We start from the raw sequence: 18,093 nt of genomic DNA on the forward strand, positions 1-18,093 counted from the left end.
GAATACCGGTTGGGCGGGAAGACGGCGAAGTTACCGTTGCTGGTGATGCGGTTGCGGATGAACGGATCGAGATAATCCGTGCGCGTGGGGAAGTCGCCGTCGAAGGTCGTCTCCGGATAGACCTTGACGATGGGGAAATACCATTCGCCCTTGTACTTCACCACCAGCGGCCGGTCGCTCGACAAGGCTTCGGCGAACAGGCTGAGCACGAAGATGGCGACGAACAGGATCAGGCTCCAGTAGCCCAGCCGGTTGCGGCGAAAGCGCTGCCAGGCGCGCTGGCGCGGCGACGGCGAATGGGGCAGGCCGTTGGGTAGCGTGCGCGAGCGGAATTTCATCGGTGCACGGCCTCGAAGTGGATGCGCGGGTCGACCATCACGTAGCAGACATCGGAGATCAGCCGCGTGACCAGCCCGATCAGGGTGAACAGGTAGAGCGTGCCGAGCACGACCGGGTAGTCGCGCCGCAGCACTGCCTCGTAGGACAACAGGCCGAGCCCGTCGAGCGAGAACAAGGTCTCGATCAGCAGCGAGCCGGTGAAGAACGCGCCGATGAAGGCCGCCGGGAAACCGGTCACCAGCGGGATCAGCGCGTTACGGAAAATATGCTTCCACAGCACGCGGCGCTCGGCCAGCCCCTTGGCGCGCGCGGTCAGCACGTACTGCTTGCGGATTTCCTCGAGAAACGCGTTCTTGGTCAGCATGGTGATCACCGCGAAGCTGCCCACCACCGAGGCGGTGATCGGCAATACGAGGTGCCACAGGTAGTCCATCACCTTGCCCATCATCGAAAGCTGGTCCCAGTCATCGGAAGTCAGCCCGCGCAGCGGGAACCACTGCACGAAGGTGCCGCCGCCGAACAACACCAGCAGCAGCACGCCCAGCACGAAGCCCGGAATGGCATAGCCCACCAGCACCACCATGCTGGTGACCACATCGAACCGGCTGCCCGCCCGGATCGCCTTGGAGATCCCGAGCGGCACCGATATCAGGTAAGTCAGGAAAAAGGTCCACAAACCCAGGCTGATGGACACCGGCATCTTGGATTTCACCAGCTCCCACACACTGCGGTGCTGGAAGTAGCTCTGCCCCAGGTCGAAGCGCGCAAAGCGCTTGAGCATGATGAAGTAGCGCTCGAGCGGCGGCTTGTCGAAGCCGTAGAGCGCCTGGATTTCCTTGATCTTGTCCGGGTCCACGCCACGGCGGCCGCGATATTCCGCGCCGCCGCCGCTGGCCTCGCCGCCACCGCCCCGCCCCTTGAGCTCCATCATCATCTGCTCGACCGGGCCGCCGGGCACGAACTGGATCACCACGAACGTCAGGGTGATGACGCCGATCAGGGTCGGGATCATCAGCAGGACGCGCTTGAGGAGGTAAATGAGCATCTCGGTTCCTTCTGTTCCAGTCCGCGCTTATCGGGCAGCCGGCTTGGTGTCGGTACGCCACCAGTTGCTCAGGACCCAGCCTTCGGCCGTGTAGAAATACGGCAGGCGTTCCGGGTAGATCAGTTCCTTGCGGTATGCCACGCGATGCGACGCGCTGTACCAGTTGGGCACGATGTAGTAGCCGTGCATCAGCACGCGGTCCAGCGCCCGCCCGGCATTGACCAGTTCCTCGCGCGTATGGGCGTGCAGCACATTGTCGACCAGGCGGTCGATCGGCGGCGACTTGAGGCCGAACAGGTTGTCCGATCCCGGCGTGGTGGCTGCTTCGCTGTTGAAGCGGTCGCGCAGCTCGTTGCCCGGGCTCTGGGAATCCGGGAAACGGATCGACACCATGTCGAAATCGAAGTCCTCCAGGCGTTTCTGGTACAGCGCGAAGTCGGTGGTGCGCTGGTTCACCTCGATGCCCAGCTTTTCGAGGTTGCGCACATAGGTGGTGATGACGCGGCTCATGGCGCCGCCGTCGTCGAGAAACTCGAAGACGAACGGCTCGCCCTTGGCATTGCGCAGCGCACCATCCTCGTAGGTCCAGCCGGCCTGCGCCAGCAGCCTGCGCGCGTCGCGCAGGTTGTCACGCAGCGAGCGCGGCGGATTGGTGGTGGGCTGCGTCACGATGGGGCCGAACACTTCCGGCGCCAGTTGCGAGCGCAGCGGCTCCAGCAACGCCAGTTCGCCGGGACCGGGCTGGCCATCGAGCGTGGCGCTGGCGGCCAGTTCGCTGTTGGAGAACCAGCTGTCGAGCCGGCGGTAGGCGCCATAGAAGAGCTGGCGGTTCAGCCATTCGAAGTCCAGCGCCAGGATCAGGGCCTGCCTGACCCGCACGTCCTGGAACATCGGCTTGCGCATATTCATCACGAAGCCCTGCATGCCGGCCCCGTTGCGGTGCGGGAAGTCGGTCTTGATCAGGTCGCCGTTGGAGAAGCGCTTGCCCTCGTAGCTCTTGGCCCAGCTCTTGGCCTTGTACTCCACGATGGCGTCGAACTCGCCGGCCTTGAAGGCTTCCAGCTTCGCGGTCTCGTCCTTGTACAGGCGATAGACCACGCGGTCGAAGTTGAAGGTGCCGCGCCGCACCGCCAGATCGTTGCCCCAATACGCCGGATTGCGCCTGAACGTGATGCCGCGCCCCGCGTCGTAGCGGTCGACCAGGTAGGGGCCGCTTGCCACCGGCTCCTCGAAGGTCAGCTTTTCGAATGGCACCGTGGCGGTCCACTTCCTGGAAAACACCGGCAGCGAGCCGACGATCAGCGGCAGCTCGATATTGCGCTGCTTGAAATCGAAGCGCACCGTGTGCGGGCCCACTACCGTGACCGCCTTCACGTCCGTGCACATGCTGCGGTAGCCCGGGCTGGACGCCTTGCTCATCAGCATCTCGTAGGAATACTTGACGTCGCTCGCCAGCACCGGGTCGCCGTTGCTGAAATGCGCCTTCGGGCGCAGGTGGAACGTCACGGACAGCTCGTCCGGAGCCACGGTGACGTCGTCTGCCAGCAGGCCGTAGGCGCTGGCGGTCTCGTCCGCGCTGGGGATCAGCAGCGACTCGAACATCAACGAATTCACGCCGGGGGCCGACGTACCCTTGAGCGTGAACGGATTGAACTTGTCGAAACTGGTGCGCCGGTCGGGATTGGCGAGGGTCAGCGTCCCGCCGCGCGGCGCGTCGGGATTGACGTAGTCGAAATGGGTGAAATCGGCCGGATACTTGAGTTCACCATACTGTGCGAAGCCATGGGCTGCGTCAGCTGATAGGGGAAAACCCGCGGCACCCAGGGCTAACAGTCCACAGCCCAGCACCGACATCGTGCGGAAGCGCTGCCATGCCGCCTGAAGCGGTCTACGTGCGCGAATATGCATCCGGTTTGGGTCCTCCACCTGAATCGGACAGTCCGCGGCCGTCGGCGGCGCGGTCAAGTTATGAGACAATTTTACCTTGGATCGGATGGCGTCCAGCCATCCGGACATTCCAGTACGCGGCGCCGCAGCCATGCCGGCCGTCAGCCTGCCGCAGCGCAGCCACCGCGCGGTGCGCGCCGCAACCCCGGACGCCATTGCACGAACCGTGCCCGTCCGCCTCGAACATCATTGGAGAACCTATGGGATTTCTGGCAGGTAAGCGAATCCTGATCACCGGCTTGCTGTCCAACCGCTCGATTGCCTACGGCATCGCATCGGCCTGCAAACGCGAAGGCGCGGAACTCGCCTTCACCTATGTCGGCGAGCGTTTCAAGGACCGCATCAACGACTTTGCCAAGGAATTCGGCACCGACCTCGTCTTCGAATGCGATGTCGCCAGCGACGAGCAGATCGCCAATACCTTCGCCGAACTGGGCAAGCACTGGGACAAGCTCGACGGCCTGGTCCACTCGATCGGCTTCGCCCCGCGCGAGGCGATCGCCGGCGATTTCCTCGAAGGCCTGTCGCGCGAAGCGTTCCGGGTGGCCCACGACATCTCCGCCTACAGCTTCCCCGCCCTGGCCAAGGCCGCCCTGCCGATGCTGTCGGACAAGGCCTCGCTGCTGACGCTGACCTACCTCGGCGCGGAACGCACGGTGCCCAACTACAACACCATGGGCCTGGCCAAGGCTTCGCTCGAAGCCAGCGTGCGCTACCTCGCCGCATCGGTCGGCCCGCGCGGCATCCGTGCCAACGGCATCTCCGCCGGCCCGATCAAGACCCTGGCCGCCTCCGGCATCAAGGGCTTCGGCAAGCTGCTGGGCCACTTCGAGGAAGCCGCGCCGCTGCGCCGCAACGTGACCATCGAGGAAGTCGGCAACGTGGCCGCCTTCCTGCTGTCGGACCTGTCCAGCGGCGTGACGGGCGAGATCACGTACGTGGACGCCGGTTTCAACACGGTTGGCGCGAGCCTGCCCGCGGAAGCGTAAGCCGGAAGCGGTACTGCCGGGAGATACCTGGCATTGCCTCGGAAAAGGACGTGCGGCTTGGGCCGGCGTCCTTTTTTTGTTCCTTTTGGCAGTTCCCGGTGGACTGTGGAGGTTGCCCCGGGCCGCATCGCTAGCCCCCGTTGCCTTCCAGGGAGCCTGAGCGCAGGTAACCCACGATCGGCGCCCAGAACGGATCCTGGCGCTCGGGTTCGATGGCGGCGTCGTGCGGCAGGCCGTCGAGCGCCACCAGGCGCCTGGTGCCGGCCGCGGCGCCGGCCAGGCGCTCGGCATGCGCGAACGGAATGACTTCGTCGGCGCGGCTGTGGACGAACAGCACGGGTAGCCGGGATTCGCGCAGGTGGGACTCGTTGTCCCATGGCTCGGGCAGCAGCCGCGCCATCCACGCGGGCACGCGCCCCGTGACCACGGCCGCCTCGCGCGCCGATGTGAAGCCGGCAGCGATCACCATGCCCGCCGGCGCCGGCTGCAGCGCCTGGACCACGTCGAGCAGCGCGCCGGAGCCCAGCGAGAACCCCATCACATAGCGCCGCGCAGCCTGCGGCGTGGCCGCCAGGAACTGGCTGTAGGCCGCCAGGCCATCTTCCCGCAGGTTGCGCACGCCGGGCTTGCCGCCGCTGGCGCCGTAGCCGCTGTAGTCGAACACGCACGAGGCAATGCCGTTGCGGTACAGCAGCGCCTGCGCGCTGGCCCAGTCGGAGAGATTTTCCTCGTCGCCGTGATAGATCAGCAGCGCCGGTGCCTCGGCGCTTTGCGCCAGCACGCACGACGCGCGCAGCATGCGCTCGCCGCTGGCGAACGCGAACTGGCGGGACGGCGCGCCCAGGCGGTCGGGCGTGAGCGCGTCGGCGGCGCTGGCCGGCTTGGGCTCGAACGCGTCGCTCTCGACGGCCAGGAACAGCGCATGGCGCGCCACGGCGGCGGCCAGCAGCACACAGGCCCCGCCGGCCAGCCAGTAGCGCACTTTTCTGGTGCCACCGGCCCCGGTGCCGCCGGTTCCGGCGGCGCTTGAGAAGTTGGACATGAGATCGGCCAGGATGTCGATACCGCGCATGCCGCAACCGCAGGCAGCCCGCTGATGAGATCTTAGTCCTGACTGGCCGCCGCTGCCCGCACGCCGGCCGCCGTAAATGGCGGGCAGGCCGCACGACGGTGCCCTAGAGTGAAAGAAATCGAGGGCGATATCGGCGCGGCCGGCGCGGCAATGGCCGGCGGGGCGACTACCGGAGAGACGGACGCGCAATCCGGCCAGGGGCGGGAGGCGGAGATCATGACGAGGAAAGCAGGAGCGCTGGTAGCGATGTGCGTCGCCCTTGGCCTGGGCGCAGGTGGAGTGGCGAATCAGGCGCACGGGCAGTGGTCCGCCCCGCTGGCGGATACCATGGCCGCGCCGCTGGCGGACTCGATGGCTCCACCCTGGGCCGACACGATGGCCGCCCCGATGGCCGACGGGCTGCACTACCCGATGACCGTGCCGACCACCGTCCCGACCGCCGCGCCGATCCCGGGGCGGGGCTGGGTCGTCGGGTCCCCCTGCGACCAGGTGTCGGTACAGGCCGTGATCGACAATGCCCCCTGGCAGGTCATCGGCATTGCCTGCAGGCGTGCTGACAGCAGCTGGCAATTCGTGGAGAACACGGACGCGCTGGCCGGCATCCCTGTGCGCCGGACTGCCTACGCCGGGGCCGGCTACCCGGGGCTAGGCGGCTTCGCATCCGGCGCCGCCACCGTCTACTGGTTTCCGCACGGCATCCCCTTCGCGCGCGGGAGCAGCCGCGCCGCGCCGGCCGCGGGCCCCGCCCTGCGCAGTCCGCCCCGCCCGGCGCACACGGCGCCCGGCGGCACGCAAGCCAGGAGCAGGAAGCCGTCGCCAGCCATGAATAACCCGATCTGAAAAAAAAGCCCGCGTAGCAGGGGGGTGTTCGCTACGCGGGTCAAAGATACCCGGTCCAGGTCAGCCGTGGTACCGGTCCGACCGGCACCCGGCGGCCGGACGCGCGCAGGCGGCTGACCGCCGCGCGCCTTCCCCGCCGGATGCTGCCTTGCCTAGTTGTCTACCTTGATGCGGCTGGCGAGCACGACATTGCCGGCCACCTTGCCGCGCACCTCCAGCCGCTGTCCCACCAGCAGGCTCTCCGCGCCGCGCGGCAGGGTCGCCGCGTCGAACGCCGTCGCGCTGCTCCACTGCACGGCCAGCGTGCCGCTGCGCAGCGTCAGCGTGAGCGAGGCCTTGTCGATGCTCGCCACCACGGCGTGGAGCTCGTTGGCTTCGCTGGCTTCGTGCGCCTCGTCCTCGACCTCGAGTTGCGTGGCGCTCAGCACCCCGCCCGCGACCGTGCCCTTGACCTCCACGCGCGCGCCAAGCACCGGCGTGCCGCTGACCACGGCCGTCGCCGGCACGGTCACCCGCAGCCCGGACACCTCGAAGTCCGTCGCCGACGTGAAGCGCGTGATGGCGCCTTCGAGCTCTGCCCGCTGGCCCGCGACGATGGCCGGGACGAGGCTGGTGCCGCGCACGCGCGTCGCGGCAATCACCGTCGGCGTGGCGAGCGTGCCCTTCACGCGGACCGTGGCGCCGTTGACGACGCCGCCGGGCAGGTTGGCAAGCACGCCCGGGGTGAACTGCACCGTGATGCCGTTGATGGTGAAGGTGCTGGCGGCGGCGTTCTGCACGATGCCGGTCAGCCGTGCCTCGCTGCCCGCGGCCTTGCGTTCGATGCGCGTGGCCTTCAGGCTGGCGCCGGTGGCGTCGGGCAGGCCGTGCACCTCGACGATGTCGTTCGGCGCGAGCGCGGCCAGTCCGCTCAGGCCGCTGCCGTCGAACACGGTCGACGGGGTGACCGTGATCCTGACGCCGAACACGGTGAGCGTGCCGGCCCCGGCATTGACGGTCGAGACCGGGCCCTGCACGAAGCTGCGCGACGCGATGCTGGTGGCCCGGCCGGTCGCGCCCGCGTTGTCGCGCTGGCCCTGGACCTCCACCACCATGCCCAGCCTGAGATCGTCGTCGCGCCCGCCCGGATTGTCGTCGTCCAGCGTGATGGAGGCCGCGCTGTTGTCGATGCGCACGCCGTTGACGAAGATGCTCCCGAATCCGGAGATCGGCCCGCTGAACGTCGTCGCGGTGGTGGTCGCCGCCGGCGCGGCAGGCGTGCCGCTGTCGCCGCCGCCCCCGCCCCCGCCGCAGGCCACCAGGAGCGCCGTGAAGCCGGCGGCGGCGGCCAGGCAGATCTGTCGCGCCGGCAGGCGGCGCTTCGAGCGAGTCATCGTCATCTTGGTCCCCTTCTCTGTTGCACTACATCGAGTCCACCGTGCCGCGGGCGCGGTCCGCAGCACCGTGGTCGTTCCCGGCTCGCGCGTCAGGGCACGGCGGCCCTGACCGCGCTGTTGGCCCTGTCCCGCGTCTCGAGATAGCCGAGCAACGCGGCCACGTCCTCGCCGCCCAGCCCGAGGTTCGGCATGCGGAGCTCGTTGTATTGCCGGAACAGGCGCACGGCCGTCGGATCGCCCTCGGCGCGCATCTTGTCCGGCTCGGTCACGTAGCGGGTCAGCCATGGCTTGATGCGGCGCGCGGTGACGCCCTGCAGATCGGGGCCGAGGCGGTCGCCATGGCCGACCGTATGGCACGCAGCGCAGCGGCTCTGGAACAGCACCTCGCCACGCCCCATCAGCACCGGCCTGGCGAGCGCGTAGTCCACCGCGGGCGCCTGCGCCGGCGCGGGGCGGCTCCAGCCCATGAAGTTGGTGATGGCGGTGGCGAGGAACTGCGGGTTGTCGATGGCCGAATGCCGCATCCACTGCCCCGCCGGCACGTTGCCGACCATCAGCGTGGCACTGTGGCCGTCGCGCGTCTCCGGATCGTTGGCGCGCGACAGGCCCAGCTTGCGCGCGATCAGCCGGATGTCCGCTTCCTTGCCCGACAGGAACAGCCAGCCYGGTCCCACGCCGAACTTCTTCGCGTAGGACTTCAGCTCCGCCGGCGTGTCCCAGGGGTCGATGGCGATGGAGTAGAAATGGATGTCACGGCCCATGCGCTCGCCGAACAGCTTCTGCACCTCTACCAGCTTGGCGGTCTCCAGCGGGCAGATGTTCTCGCAGCTCGAGTAGACCAGGTTGATGGCCACCGCCTTGCCCTTGAGCAGGTCGTCATAGAAGCGCACGGTCCTGCCGTCCTGGGTCTTCAGCTCCACGTTCGGAAAATAGTCCGCGCCCCACGGGGTCTGGGCGCGCGCCGGCATGGCGGCGCCGAGCGCCGCCATGCACAGCGTCGTCCACAACATCCACCACGCTGCCGCGGCGCGGCGCAGGTACTGGCTGGTCGGCATGTCGCGCCCTCCTCAGTTCGCCGGCCCCGGCCGCGCGGTGCCCACCACGATCGCCCGGGACGTCTTGCCGCTAGTGAGCAGCCTGAACGAAGCGGTCGCCGACCGGGCCGCGAGCGGCTCGCCCTCCGGGTAGTACGGAAAGCTGACCTCGATGGTCTCGCCGAGGGTCAGCCTGCGCTGCAGGCTGGTCGGGCTGTCCACGCGGTATGCGATGCCGCTCCTTTCCCCGCGCGCGGACACCGCGGAAAAGTCGAACGCGATCTCCGCCACCGGCGCCGCCGGCGGCGCGACGATCAACGTGGTGTCGATCGTCGCCATGCCCGAGAACACGACGTTCTCGTCGGCCTCCGGCATCTTGCCGGCCACCCGCACCGCGGACGAGTGGGTCTGCGGTTCCTCGGCCGGCTGCGCGCCGGCATCGGCCACCGCGCCCGCCAGCCCCAGCCAGAGCGCCACGATGCCGATCCCGGCCCTTCCGGGCCCGCCCCTTCTTTCCTGCCTCATGATGTCCCTCCGTTACGCTGCATGCCACCGCCGCGGACCCCGGCGCCGCCGGGGTCCCGGTCCGCCCCTTGCCTAGAGCGCCGTCTTCAGGACTTCGACCGGATCCTGGAACGTCACCCCCTGCGGTGTCGGGATCGGCGTCGGCAACGGACGCAGGAACGGCGAGCCCGAGTCATCGATCTCCCATCGCAGCAACATGGCGTTGTCTTCGTGAACCGTGTTGTGGCAGTGCTCCATGAACATGCCGCCCCAGTCGCGGAACTGCATCGTGATCTTGAGCTTGCCGCTCGGGTGCAGCCGGTAGACGTCCTTGCGGCCCTGTTCCCAGGCCGGCACCTTCTGCGCACTGCCATCGCGCTCGAGGATCTGCCCCTCCTCGAAATGGATATGCAGCGGGTGGTCCCAGCCCCCGCCAGCATTGACGAGGTTCCAGATCTCGCGCGTGCCGGCCTTTGGCGCCGCCGACACCCGGCCGTAGTCCGCCGCCAGCGTGTCGCCGCCATCCACGCGGATGCCCCACGGGCCGAAGAAGCCCGAAGCGGACTTCCCGGTCGTCTGCTTCGCCCCGTCCCCGAGGATGAAGGTGCGCTCGCGCGCCACCGGGATCTTCGACAGGTCGGGGTTGGGGATCATCGTGGCCGGCACCTGGCTGAGGTYGGGTTGCGGCGGATCGCGCACCACGCGGAACTCGAGCATCGGCCCCACGCACGTGTCCTTCGACTTGCCCGACAGCGCCTCGCCCAGCGTGAGGTCATGCGCCACGCGCTTGCCGTTGTCGTGCTCGGCCAGGTTGACCAGCTGCACGCGCGCGCCATTGGTATAGCGCGAGAAGTCGATAACGATGTCGTAGCGCTCGGCGATGCCCATCTCGTCGAGCTGCGACAGCACGACCGGGCGCGGCAGCAGGTTGCCGTCGTTGCCGATCTGGATCATCGGCGAGCCGTCGCTGAGCATCAGCTTGAAAAAGCGCGACACCGAGGCGTTGAGGATGCGGAAGCGGTATTTGCGGCGCTCGACCTCGAAGTACGGCTTGTACACCGCGTTGACGGTGGGCTGGTCGCCCAGGAAGCCGTCGAGGTCGAAGATGTCGAACTGCATCTGGCCGTCGCGGTCCCACGCCTTGTCGGCCAGCATCAGGTTGACGTCGTAGTCGAGGTTGCCCCAGTCCTTGGCGCGCCCGCTCGGCAGCCGCAGGTTCACCCCGTCGTTGATCGACTCGTTGCCGCGGTCCAGCGCGCTGTAGATATTCATCATCGCCGCGACGCCCTTGTAGACGTTCTGCGATGTGAAGCTGAACATGTGGTCGTGGAACCAGTGCGTGCTCATGGTCTCGTGCCAGTCCCCGGGGATCTTCGTGATGCCGCCGTTGCCGTCCGGGCTGCCGGCGCGCCGGTCGCTGGCCGTGGTGTTGATCGAGCGGAAGCCGGCGAGCACCAGCGGCCAGTGATAGTCGTAGAACTGGCCCGGGAAGAAGAATGCACCGGTGAACCCGTCGTTCTCCGCGCCATGGTGGCCGTTGTGCTCGTGCGTCGACAGCGTATGGAGGCCGAAGCCGCCGTTTTGCGTGCGGTCGGCCGGCAGCGCGTTGTGGTGGCGGTACAAGATGGGCTCGCCGTAGCGGGCCAGCACCAGCTTGGGCGGGAACGTGCCGTTGAAGGTCCAGAACTTGGTCGCCGACTGGTCCGGCATGCTGGGGTGGAAGCACGTCTGTACCGAATGCAGCGGATCGATGCCGCAGTTCAGGCGCGAGTCGACGCCAGGGTTGTAGGCGAAGTTGTGCGTAAGGCCGCTGGTGGCCACCTCGTAGGCGACCTGGGGCGGAAGAATGTCCCAGCCCTGGTGCGCCCAGATCGGGCCGGGCGGGCGGCCTTCGACCGGGCCGAAGCCGCCGCCCAGCACCGCCGGCACCGCCTGGAGCGTGGTGTTGGCCTCGTGCGTGGGCGCCGGACTCAGCGCCGAAACCGGCTTGCGCGGCAGCACGTCCATGCGCGGCATGGGCTGACTGAACGGCGCCGCGCCAAACAGCGAGCTGGCTGCGATGCCGGTGGGAGACCCGCTGCTGCCGCCGCTGCCACTGCCGCTGCTGCCGCTGCCGCCCTTGCCCCACGCCTGCCCGACGAAGGGGTTCAGCCCATGCTTGTTCGCCAGCATGCCGGTCGCCGTGATCAGCCCCCACTTGAGCAGTTCGCGCCGCGTGACCTTCCCGTGCGACAGTGCCTGTACGATCTCCAGCCGGTTCCGTCGTGCCCGCTCGGCCTTGCGGACCTCTTCTGCCGGTGCGTTACTGGGTAGATACAGCATGGTTTCCTCTCCGTCTCGGTGTCGAACTTTTCCGGCGCATGCGCCGGCCCTCCCCGTACAAGCATTGCCGCTTCCTGCGCCCGGCCGGTAAGGCGCGCACATGTGCGCCTTCCGCCCGTGGTCGCCGGGAGGCCCGCCGCGGCAGCCTCCCGGGTACTGCATCCCACTGCGCGCAGCGTCAGTTGCGCACGCGCGTCAACGGCGTCGGCGGGCTGCTGCCGCCCAGGTTCGACTTCACGACCAGGCCCTCCCCCGGCCCGGGCTGTGGCGCGCCGACCAGCGACAGCGTGTAGTTGCCGCCCCCGTTGTTGGTCATCGTGTTGCCCATCGTGGCCGGGTCGAACAGCCTGCCGCTGGTCGTGCGGTATGGCTGCAGCGTGAGGACGACCTTCGGGCTGGCCACGGACGAGACCGCCGTCACGTCGAGCCGCTGCCGCGAGATGCGGTACTCGGCCACGGTGATGGTGTCGGTGTCCGCCGCCGGCGTGAACGTGACGGTGGCCGTCACCGGCGCGGACTTCGCGTTGGTGACCGTGTCGGTGGCGATCACCGTGAACGCGAGCACGTCGCTGGCGGACTGGCCGACCGGCAACGCGCGGCTGACCGTCATGCTCGCGCTGCCGCTGGGCTGGCTGAATGCCTGCGGCGGCCCGCCGGTCTGCGTCCACGTGTAGCTGAGCTTGTGGGCGCCGGTGCCATTGGCGGTCAGCACCACCGTCGAGCCCGAAGGCACCGTCAGGGGCGACAACGGGCTGACGAACGGCACGGCGGCCTGCGGCGGCGTGACAGTGACGGTCATCGCCGAGGTGGCCTGCAGGCCGTCGCAGCCGGTCACGGTCAACGTGAACAGCAGCGTGTTGGTGGCCGTCACCGTGGGCGCGGTGAAGGTCGGGTTGAGGACCGAGGCGGACGGTGCGAGCGTCACGCCCTTCGGCGGCGTCCATGCGTAGGCAAGCTGCCCGGAGCCACTCGCGGTGCCGTTGAGCTGCACCTTGGTTGCGCCCGATTGCACGGTCATGTTGGCGCCGGCGCTGGCCCGGGGCGCCGTGCATGACACCGGCTGGCCCGATCCCGGCCAGGGTTTGAGCGGCCCGGCCACGACGCCGCTCGACGAGCTGTAGCCGCCCCTGGCCAGGAAGGGCATCGTCGCGAAGCTGATCGGCGGCGGCGTCACGCCGGGGAAACTCTCCTGGAACAGGTATTCGAGGATCGGCGCGTGGTACTGCCCGGCAATCAGGCCATTCTTCAGCGGCGTGCTGGTGGCCGGCGTCCACGCACCCTCGATGACGGCGCGCACTTCCCGCGTGGCCGGCAGGAACGTGTTCTCCTCGAGCGGGCCGAAACAGAAATTGAACGTGGCGACCAGGCCCGTGCATGGCGGGCGGAAGCGCCAGCGGCCCTTGACGGTGCCGGTCGGGGCGCCGGGATCGACACCCACGATGCCCCATTCGCGCTCGCTCGTGGTGCCGTCGGGCGCGACGTCGATGCCGTACAGGAGGACATTGCGGCTGGGGTCGGTGGTGACGCCCTCGAAGCGCGTGCGCACCACTGCCTCCTGGTTCGCCGGCACCGAGATGCCGCCGTTGCCGAGAATCGTCACATCGATCGCGACATATGCGGGGTCCGTGAACGGCGCCGTGAAGATGCCGATGTTGGCGACCAGCGTGTGCGCCGACACATAGGTCGCGTCGGTCGGCGGGTACGGGCCCTGAGCGCCACGGTCGCCGACCAGCGTGCCGGAGTAGGTGACATGGTCGCCCACCTCGAAGGGCGCCATGATGCGCGGGTCCGGCAGTTGCCCGGCCGCCAGCGCCGCCGGGTCAGGCATGGTGAAGTTGGTGGAGAACTGCCCGCTGATGTCCCTGGGCCGGTTGCCCTGCGGACACGCCGCATCGTCGGCCTGGCGCGACGCGTCCACGCGCGGCACGCACATCGGATAGCCGGTCGCGCTGCGGATGGTCGGGTTGTCGGCATCGATCGTGAAGCGCCGGTCCGGCGACATGGCGCGCCCGAAGCGCCCGCCCGGATCGTTGATGCGCACGCGCGTGCCGGGCTTGCTGGCGTCCAGCACGTTCTGCGGCACGCCGCCGCCGTCGCGCACCAGCCGCCCGCCCACGCGCAGCTCGCCCGCCGCGTAGTCGATGTAGTTGATGAAGCCCGTGCCGCTGTTGAGCGACTGCTGGGAGATATAGACCAGGCCGGCGATATAGACATCGTCCACCTGGTTGCCGATCACGTGCGCCTCGTAGCCGCTGAGCGGCGCCGGCAGGTCAGCCAGCGCCATGCCGGTGGCCACGTTGGTGTACGGCGCCGGCGCCTGTGTGAACAGCTCCTTCCAGGTCAGCGCGTTGGCCGGAAGGATCACGATGGTATTGGCGGGAATGACGATGGTGTGGCCGTTGACCCGCATCTTGCCGCCGCACAGCGCGTCGCCGCAGCCGTCGAGGGTGGCCTCCTGGATATAGCCCAGTACGTCGAACTGCGCGTCGACGCCAGGCGCCGGCGCCTGCGCGCGGGCAGGCATCGCCAGCGCCGCCAGCACGGCCAGCGCCAGCAGCCACAGCAGCGCGAACGGCGCCCCGACCACGCCCCGGCCACTGCCCCGGCGCGCCCCCGCGCCGCCGGTTGGTTCGATTGGATCCGACATACGATGGCCTCCCCATTTGCCATTCAGCGCAACGTTCTGCATGACGCGGTCTCGACGCCGCAATTCAGTGCGCGAACGGACTTAGCCCCAGAAACGTCTGCAAACCCTTGCGCGTGCCGTCGGCCCCGACCGCCTGCACGCATTGCATCAGGTCGATGGCGGTCCCCTTGCGGACGTCCTGCGCCACGGACCGCGAACCGCCCTGGTGACCGTTCGGCATGCAGATCGACGGATGGTCGAACGGCGCGCGGCTGTACCGCACCCGGTCGTCCGACAGTGACAGCAGGAACGACACAAGATCCTCCTTCTCGGCCTGGCTCAGGCCGATCGGGCCCACATGGAAATCGAAGTCGTCGCGGTTGGCGTAGGCGAAATCCCCGCCCCGGTTGTAGAAGTCGATCACCTGCATCAGCGTGGACTTCCCGCCGTTGTGGAAGTACGGCCCGGTGAACTCGACGTTGCGCAGGCCCGGCGCCTTGAACGCCCCGTCCGCGACGATGCGCTGCCCCTGCGGGAACGGGCTGCTGCCGAAGCCGTTGCCCAGCAGCGCGCCCTTGCCGAGCTGCGCCATGCGCGTTTCCGACAGCGGATTGCCGAACGCATCGTTGCCGCCGAGGCCGATATCCTCCCGCGTCGGCCGCACACCGATGTTGTAGAAGCCGGTGTCGTAGATGCCCACGGCGCCGTCACCCATGGTCATGCGCTCCACGCGCTGGTTCTGCACGTTGCTGAACGCCGCGTTGGTGGTCTCGGGGCCGCCATGGCAGCTGATGCAGCGCCCGCGCTCCTGGTACAGCATGAGCCCGCGCATCTGCTGCGCGGTCAGCGCGGTGCGGTCGCCCTCGGCAAAGCGATCGAACGGCGTATCGTCGGAAACCAGCGTGGCCTCGTACATCTGCACCGCGATGCCGAAGAACAACGCGAAGTTGGCCTCCATCTGCGTGGTGACGAGGTTGCCGCGAAAGCGCCGCAAGTCGAAGTCATTGTCGTCCCGGCGGCGCTGCCGCTGCAGGTCCATCGGCTTGAAGTTCAGTGCGTGCGAGCCCGGCAGGCTGAGGATGACCGGCGCGGACCAGAACTCCGGACGGAACGCCTTCCTGATCAGCTCCGCGTACGTCGGCGCGCGCAGCGCGTAGGCGCCCAGCACGCTGTCGCGCGGCGAGATGTCCTGATCGGCCAGCAGGCGCTCCTTGAGCAGCTTTTGCCCCAGCTCCACGAACGCCCGCCCCTGGCAGCTCATTTCGTTGCCGCTCATCGGCGGGCCCGACGCCTGCGAGGCCAGCGACGACGAGGACAGCGAGACGGCGACATTGCGCAGCACACCCTTATCGAACTTCCACGCCAGCGGCTGCGTGTTGCGCAGGCCGAACGGGTCGCCGCCGTTGAACACGTTGTTGCCCCGGCCGTCCCAGAAATTGCGGAAGTTGAAAACCGCGTTGATGACGCTCGGCGTATTGCGCGGCTCCACGCGCCGGGTGTTCACGCCGTTGAGGTCGAAGCCGGTGCCGCCGTGCAGCACCGAATCGGTGACCACGGTGCAGTCGTCTGGCCTGGCATTGGCGCGCACGGCATCGAACTTCGCCGTGAACACGCCCTGCGATGACACCACGTCGTTGACGTCCGCGGCGATGGTCCCCGCATCGTCGATGTCCCCATGGCGTGTCAGCGGAAAATCGGCCGCACGCAGCGTGTAGTTCGGGCCGGCATAGTTGCCGCCCGCCTGGAACGCGGTGTCGCCGGCCAGCAGTCCGGGGTTGATCTGGTTGGTGATGCGGTTGTCCGCGCCGGCATGGAAGTGGCAGGTGGCGCAGGCGGTGCGGTTGTCGCTGCCCACGCGGGCATCCCAGAACAGCGCCTTGCCGAGCTGGACCGCGGCGGTCTTGTCGCGCACGAACTCCGCCAGCTCCTGGTCAGTCGGCCCCGGCACCGGCACCGTCTTGAGCGACCCGAGCGGCCGCTGCACCGGGAATATCTGCGTCGACGACTGGGCATGCAGCAGGTGCGAGCCGACCAGTGGCACCACCAGCAACGCGCCTGCCGCGCCCGCGACGAGCCACCGCGCCACGCGCCGGGCTGCCCGCCGGCGCGCCCCCGAATGTTCTTGCGCGGCCTGTGCCGCCGCTTCCCCGAAGGCTTGCGCTGTCGCTGCCGCTGGCGCTGCCCGCGCAGCTTCGGGCAACGCTCCCCCTACCCCGTCTCCGGGCTGGTGCTGGCTCATGACCCTCTCTCCCCGTGTCCACCAGGTGTGCGCCGCGCGCGGCGCGCCCTGGCGCAATGCTTGTCAAGGCGGGCTGGTGGTCCGGGATGYGGCGCGAACCGCATCCCGGCCATGCCCTTTGCGTACTAGTTGCGTATCCGCGTCAGTGCCGTCTGCGGGCTCGTGCCTCCGATGCTCGACTTCACGGTCAGCGGCGTGGCCGGCGGCGCCGCCGGCTGCGGCGCGCCGACCAGGACCAGCGTGTAGGTGCCGCCGCCGGTATTGGCCAGCGTCGCGCCCAGCGTGCCGGGGTCGAACAGCGCGCCCGTGGTGGTGCGGTACGGCTGCAGCGTCAACACCAGGTTCGGGTTCACGATGGACGACGTGACCGTCAGGTCGAGTCGCTGCTTGGACGTGCGGTACTCAGCCGTGGTGACGGTCACCACGTCGGGCACCGGCACAACCGTCACCGTGACGCTGACCGGCTGCGACACCTGCCCGCCGTCGTTCGCGGTCACGGTGAAGGTCAGCACGTCGCGCGTGATCTGCCCGAGCGGAATTGCCCGCGTGAAGCGGATCGACGCCGAGCCCGCCGGTTGCTGCGAGAACGCCTGCGCCGGGCCGCCCGTCTGCGTCCACGTGTACGTGGTGCCCGCTGCGCCGCTGCTGCTGGCGGTCAGCGTGACCGGCACGCCCGAGTTGACGGTGACCGGCGCGATCGGGTTGATCACCGGCACCGGGTGGCTCGGCGGCAGCACCGTCACGGTGACGGTGGACGTCGCCGTCTGGTTCTTGCAGCCGGTGACGGTCAGCCGGAACGTCATCGTCTGCGCGGCGCCGCCGGCTGCAATGACGGGCGCGTCGAACGTGGGGTTCGGCGAGGTCGGGTTGGTGATCACCGTGCCCGGCGGCGACACGGCCTGCCAGGCATAGGTGAACGGCCCCGTGCCGGTCGCGCTGCCGGTGAGCGGTACCGCCCGCGCGCCCGAGGCCACGCTGAAGTCGGTGCCGGCATTGGCGGCCGGCGCCGTGCAGGTGCCCGGTGCCTGCGCGCCGGGCCACGGGTTGAGCTGCCCGACGATGGTGCCGGCCGACGACGTGTAGCCGCCTTGCGCGAGGAACGGGATCGTCTCGAAGTTGTTGGGCGGCGGCGGCGTGCCGGGCACGTTCTCCGGGAAGATGTATTCCAGGATCGGCGCGCGATACTGCCCTGCCATCAGCCCGTTGGCGCCGCCGGTGTCGGCCTGCCGGGTCGCGGGCGTCCACGCGCCTTCGATCACGGCGCGCACCTCGCGCGTCGGGGGGATGAAGTTGCCGCCCGCGGGAGGCGTGCAGGCCTTGACCGTCGCCGTGACGGCGGTGCACGGCGGGCGGAAGCGCCAGCGGCCTTGTACCGCGCCGTTCGGCGGGCCCGGGTCGACCGCGATCGTGCCCCAGTCGCGATCGGTGGTCGAGCCGTCGGTGTTGACGTCGATGCCGTAGAGATGGATGTTGCGGCTCGGGTCGGTGGTCATCCCTTCGAAGCGCGTGCGGATCGCGGCCTCGCCCGCGCCGATCACGGTCAGCCCGCCCGTGCCGATGATCGTGACCTCCACCGCGACGTAGGCCGGGTTGGTACCGGGCGCGGTATAGATGGCCACGTTGTTGGTCACGGTATGCGCGGACACGTAGGTGCCGGCGCTGCCGCCCGGGTACGCGCCRCTGGTGCCGCTGTCGGTCACCAGTGTGCCGGCGAAGTTGACGTAGTCGCCGACCTGGAACGGCGCCATGATGCGCGGGTC

12 protein-coding genes and 1 pseudogene are annotated in these 18,093 nt (G+C 68.8%); 2 read left to right on the plus strand and 11 right to left on the minus strand.

Annotated features, from left to right (window positions below; all coding sequences use genetic code 11):
- The 3 genes and pseudogenes from AC1DO7_RS28255 to AC1DO7_RS28265 all read right to left on the minus strand — a co-directional run.
- Positions 1-338 (minus strand): annotated as a pseudogene (locus AC1DO7_RS28255) (ABC transporter permease); the annotation flags it as partial.
- On the minus strand, positions 335-1,384 hold the full coding sequence (locus AC1DO7_RS28260) for a microcin C ABC transporter permease YejB (RefSeq protein WP_441618358.1): 1,050 nt from the start codon (positions 1,382-1,384) through the stop codon (positions 335-337). The pseudogene AC1DO7_RS28255 and the gene AC1DO7_RS28260, both read right to left, overlap by 4 nt.
- A 27-nt stretch (positions 1,385-1,411) precedes the next feature.
- Positions 1,412-3,292, minus strand: coding sequence for an extracellular solute-binding protein (locus AC1DO7_RS28265; protein ID WP_441618356.1), 1,881 nt, complete (start codon positions 3,290-3,292; stop codon positions 1,412-1,414).
- Between the two features lie 239 nt (positions 3,293-3,531).
- Here AC1DO7_RS28265 and fabI point away from each other — a divergent pair, with 239 nt between their 5' ends.
- Positions 3,532-4,320 carry an enoyl-ACP reductase FabI gene (gene fabI / locus AC1DO7_RS28270; RefSeq protein ID WP_441618354.1) on the plus strand — a complete coding sequence of 263 codons (789 nt, stop codon included), beginning with the start codon at positions 3,532-3,534 and terminating at the stop codon, positions 4,318-4,320.
- Between the two features lie 130 nt (positions 4,321-4,450).
- Here fabI and AC1DO7_RS28275 read toward each other — a convergent pair whose 3' ends face one another.
- Positions 4,451-5,392 (minus strand): alpha/beta hydrolase, encoded by a 942-nt coding sequence (locus AC1DO7_RS28275; protein WP_441618352.1) that lies wholly within the window; start codon positions 5,390-5,392, stop codon positions 4,451-4,453.
- Between the two features lie 108 nt (positions 5,393-5,500).
- On the opposite strand from AC1DO7_RS28275, the gene AC1DO7_RS28280 reads away from it, so the two are divergent.
- Positions 5,501-6,232 (plus strand): hypothetical protein, encoded by a 732-nt coding sequence (locus AC1DO7_RS28280; RefSeq protein ID WP_441618350.1) that lies wholly within the window; start codon positions 5,501-5,503, stop codon positions 6,230-6,232.
- Between the two features lie 152 nt (positions 6,233-6,384).
- Here the strand turns inward: AC1DO7_RS28280 and AC1DO7_RS28285 are convergent, their stop codons facing one another.
- The 7 genes from AC1DO7_RS28285 to AC1DO7_RS28315 form a co-directional block, all read right to left on the minus strand.
- Positions 6,385-7,611, minus strand: coding sequence for a DUF5666 domain-containing protein (locus AC1DO7_RS28285; protein ID WP_441618348.1), 1,227 nt, complete (start codon positions 7,609-7,611; stop codon positions 6,385-6,387).
- 86 nt (positions 7,612-7,697) lie between these two features.
- On the minus strand, positions 7,698-8,663 hold the full coding sequence (locus tag AC1DO7_RS28290) for an SCO family protein (RefSeq protein WP_441618346.1): 966 nt from the start codon (positions 8,661-8,663) through the stop codon (positions 7,698-7,700).
- Positions 8,664-8,675: 12 nt separating this feature from the next.
- Positions 8,676-9,167, minus strand: a complete 492-nt coding sequence (locus AC1DO7_RS28295; RefSeq protein WP_441643379.1) for a hypothetical protein — start codon at positions 9,165-9,167, stop codon at positions 8,676-8,678.
- Positions 9,168-9,239: 72 nt separating this feature from the next.
- Complete coding sequence (locus tag AC1DO7_RS28300) at positions 9,240-11,468, minus strand: multicopper oxidase family protein (RefSeq protein ID WP_477116822.1); 2,229 nt, start codon at positions 11,466-11,468, stop codon at positions 9,240-9,242.
- A 178-nt stretch (positions 11,469-11,646) separates the two neighbouring features.
- Positions 11,647-14,115, minus strand: coding sequence for a PKD domain-containing protein (locus AC1DO7_RS28305; protein ID WP_441618340.1), 2,469 nt, complete (start codon positions 14,113-14,115; stop codon positions 11,647-11,649).
- Positions 14,116-14,179: 64 nt separating this feature from the next.
- Complete coding sequence (locus AC1DO7_RS28310) at positions 14,180-16,180, minus strand: cytochrome-c peroxidase (protein ID WP_441618337.1); 2,001 nt, start codon at positions 16,178-16,180, stop codon at positions 14,180-14,182.
- A 278-nt stretch (positions 16,181-16,458) separates the two neighbouring features.
- On the minus strand, positions 16,459-18,093 hold a 1,635-nt coding region (locus tag AC1DO7_RS28315), incomplete at its 5' end, for a PKD domain-containing protein (protein WP_477116823.1).

The organism is Cupriavidus sp. 05N40 (genome assembly GCF_056397305.1).

What these genes read in the sequence shown, in the direction of transcription:
- AC1DO7_RS28260 (WP_441618358.1), bottom strand. Translation starts at nt 1,384, where the DNA reads ATGCTCATTTACCTCCTCAAGCGCGTCCTGCTGATGATCCCGACCCTG.
- AC1DO7_RS28265 (WP_441618356.1), bottom strand. Translation starts at nt 3,292, where the DNA reads ATGCATATTCGCGCACGTAGACCGCTTCAGGCGGCATGGCAGCGCTTC.
- fabI (WP_441618354.1), top strand. Translation starts at nt 3,532, where the DNA reads ATGGGATTTCTGGCAGGTAAGCGAATCCTGATCACCGGCTTGCTGTCC.
- AC1DO7_RS28275 (WP_441618352.1), bottom strand. Translation starts at nt 5,392, where the DNA reads ATGCGCGGTATCGACATCCTGGCCGATCTCATGTCCAACTTCTCAAGC.
- AC1DO7_RS28285 (WP_441618348.1), bottom strand. Translation starts at nt 7,611, where the DNA reads ATGACGATGACTCGCTCGAAGCGCCGCCTGCCGGCGCGACAGATCTGC.
- AC1DO7_RS28295 (WP_441643379.1), bottom strand. Translation starts at nt 9,167, where the DNA reads ATGAGGCAGGAAAGAAGGGGCGGGCCCGGAAGGGCCGGGATCGGCATC.
- AC1DO7_RS28305 (WP_441618340.1), bottom strand. Translation starts at nt 14,115, where the DNA reads ATGTCGGATCCAATCGAACCAACCGGCGGCGCGGGGGCGCGCCGGGGC.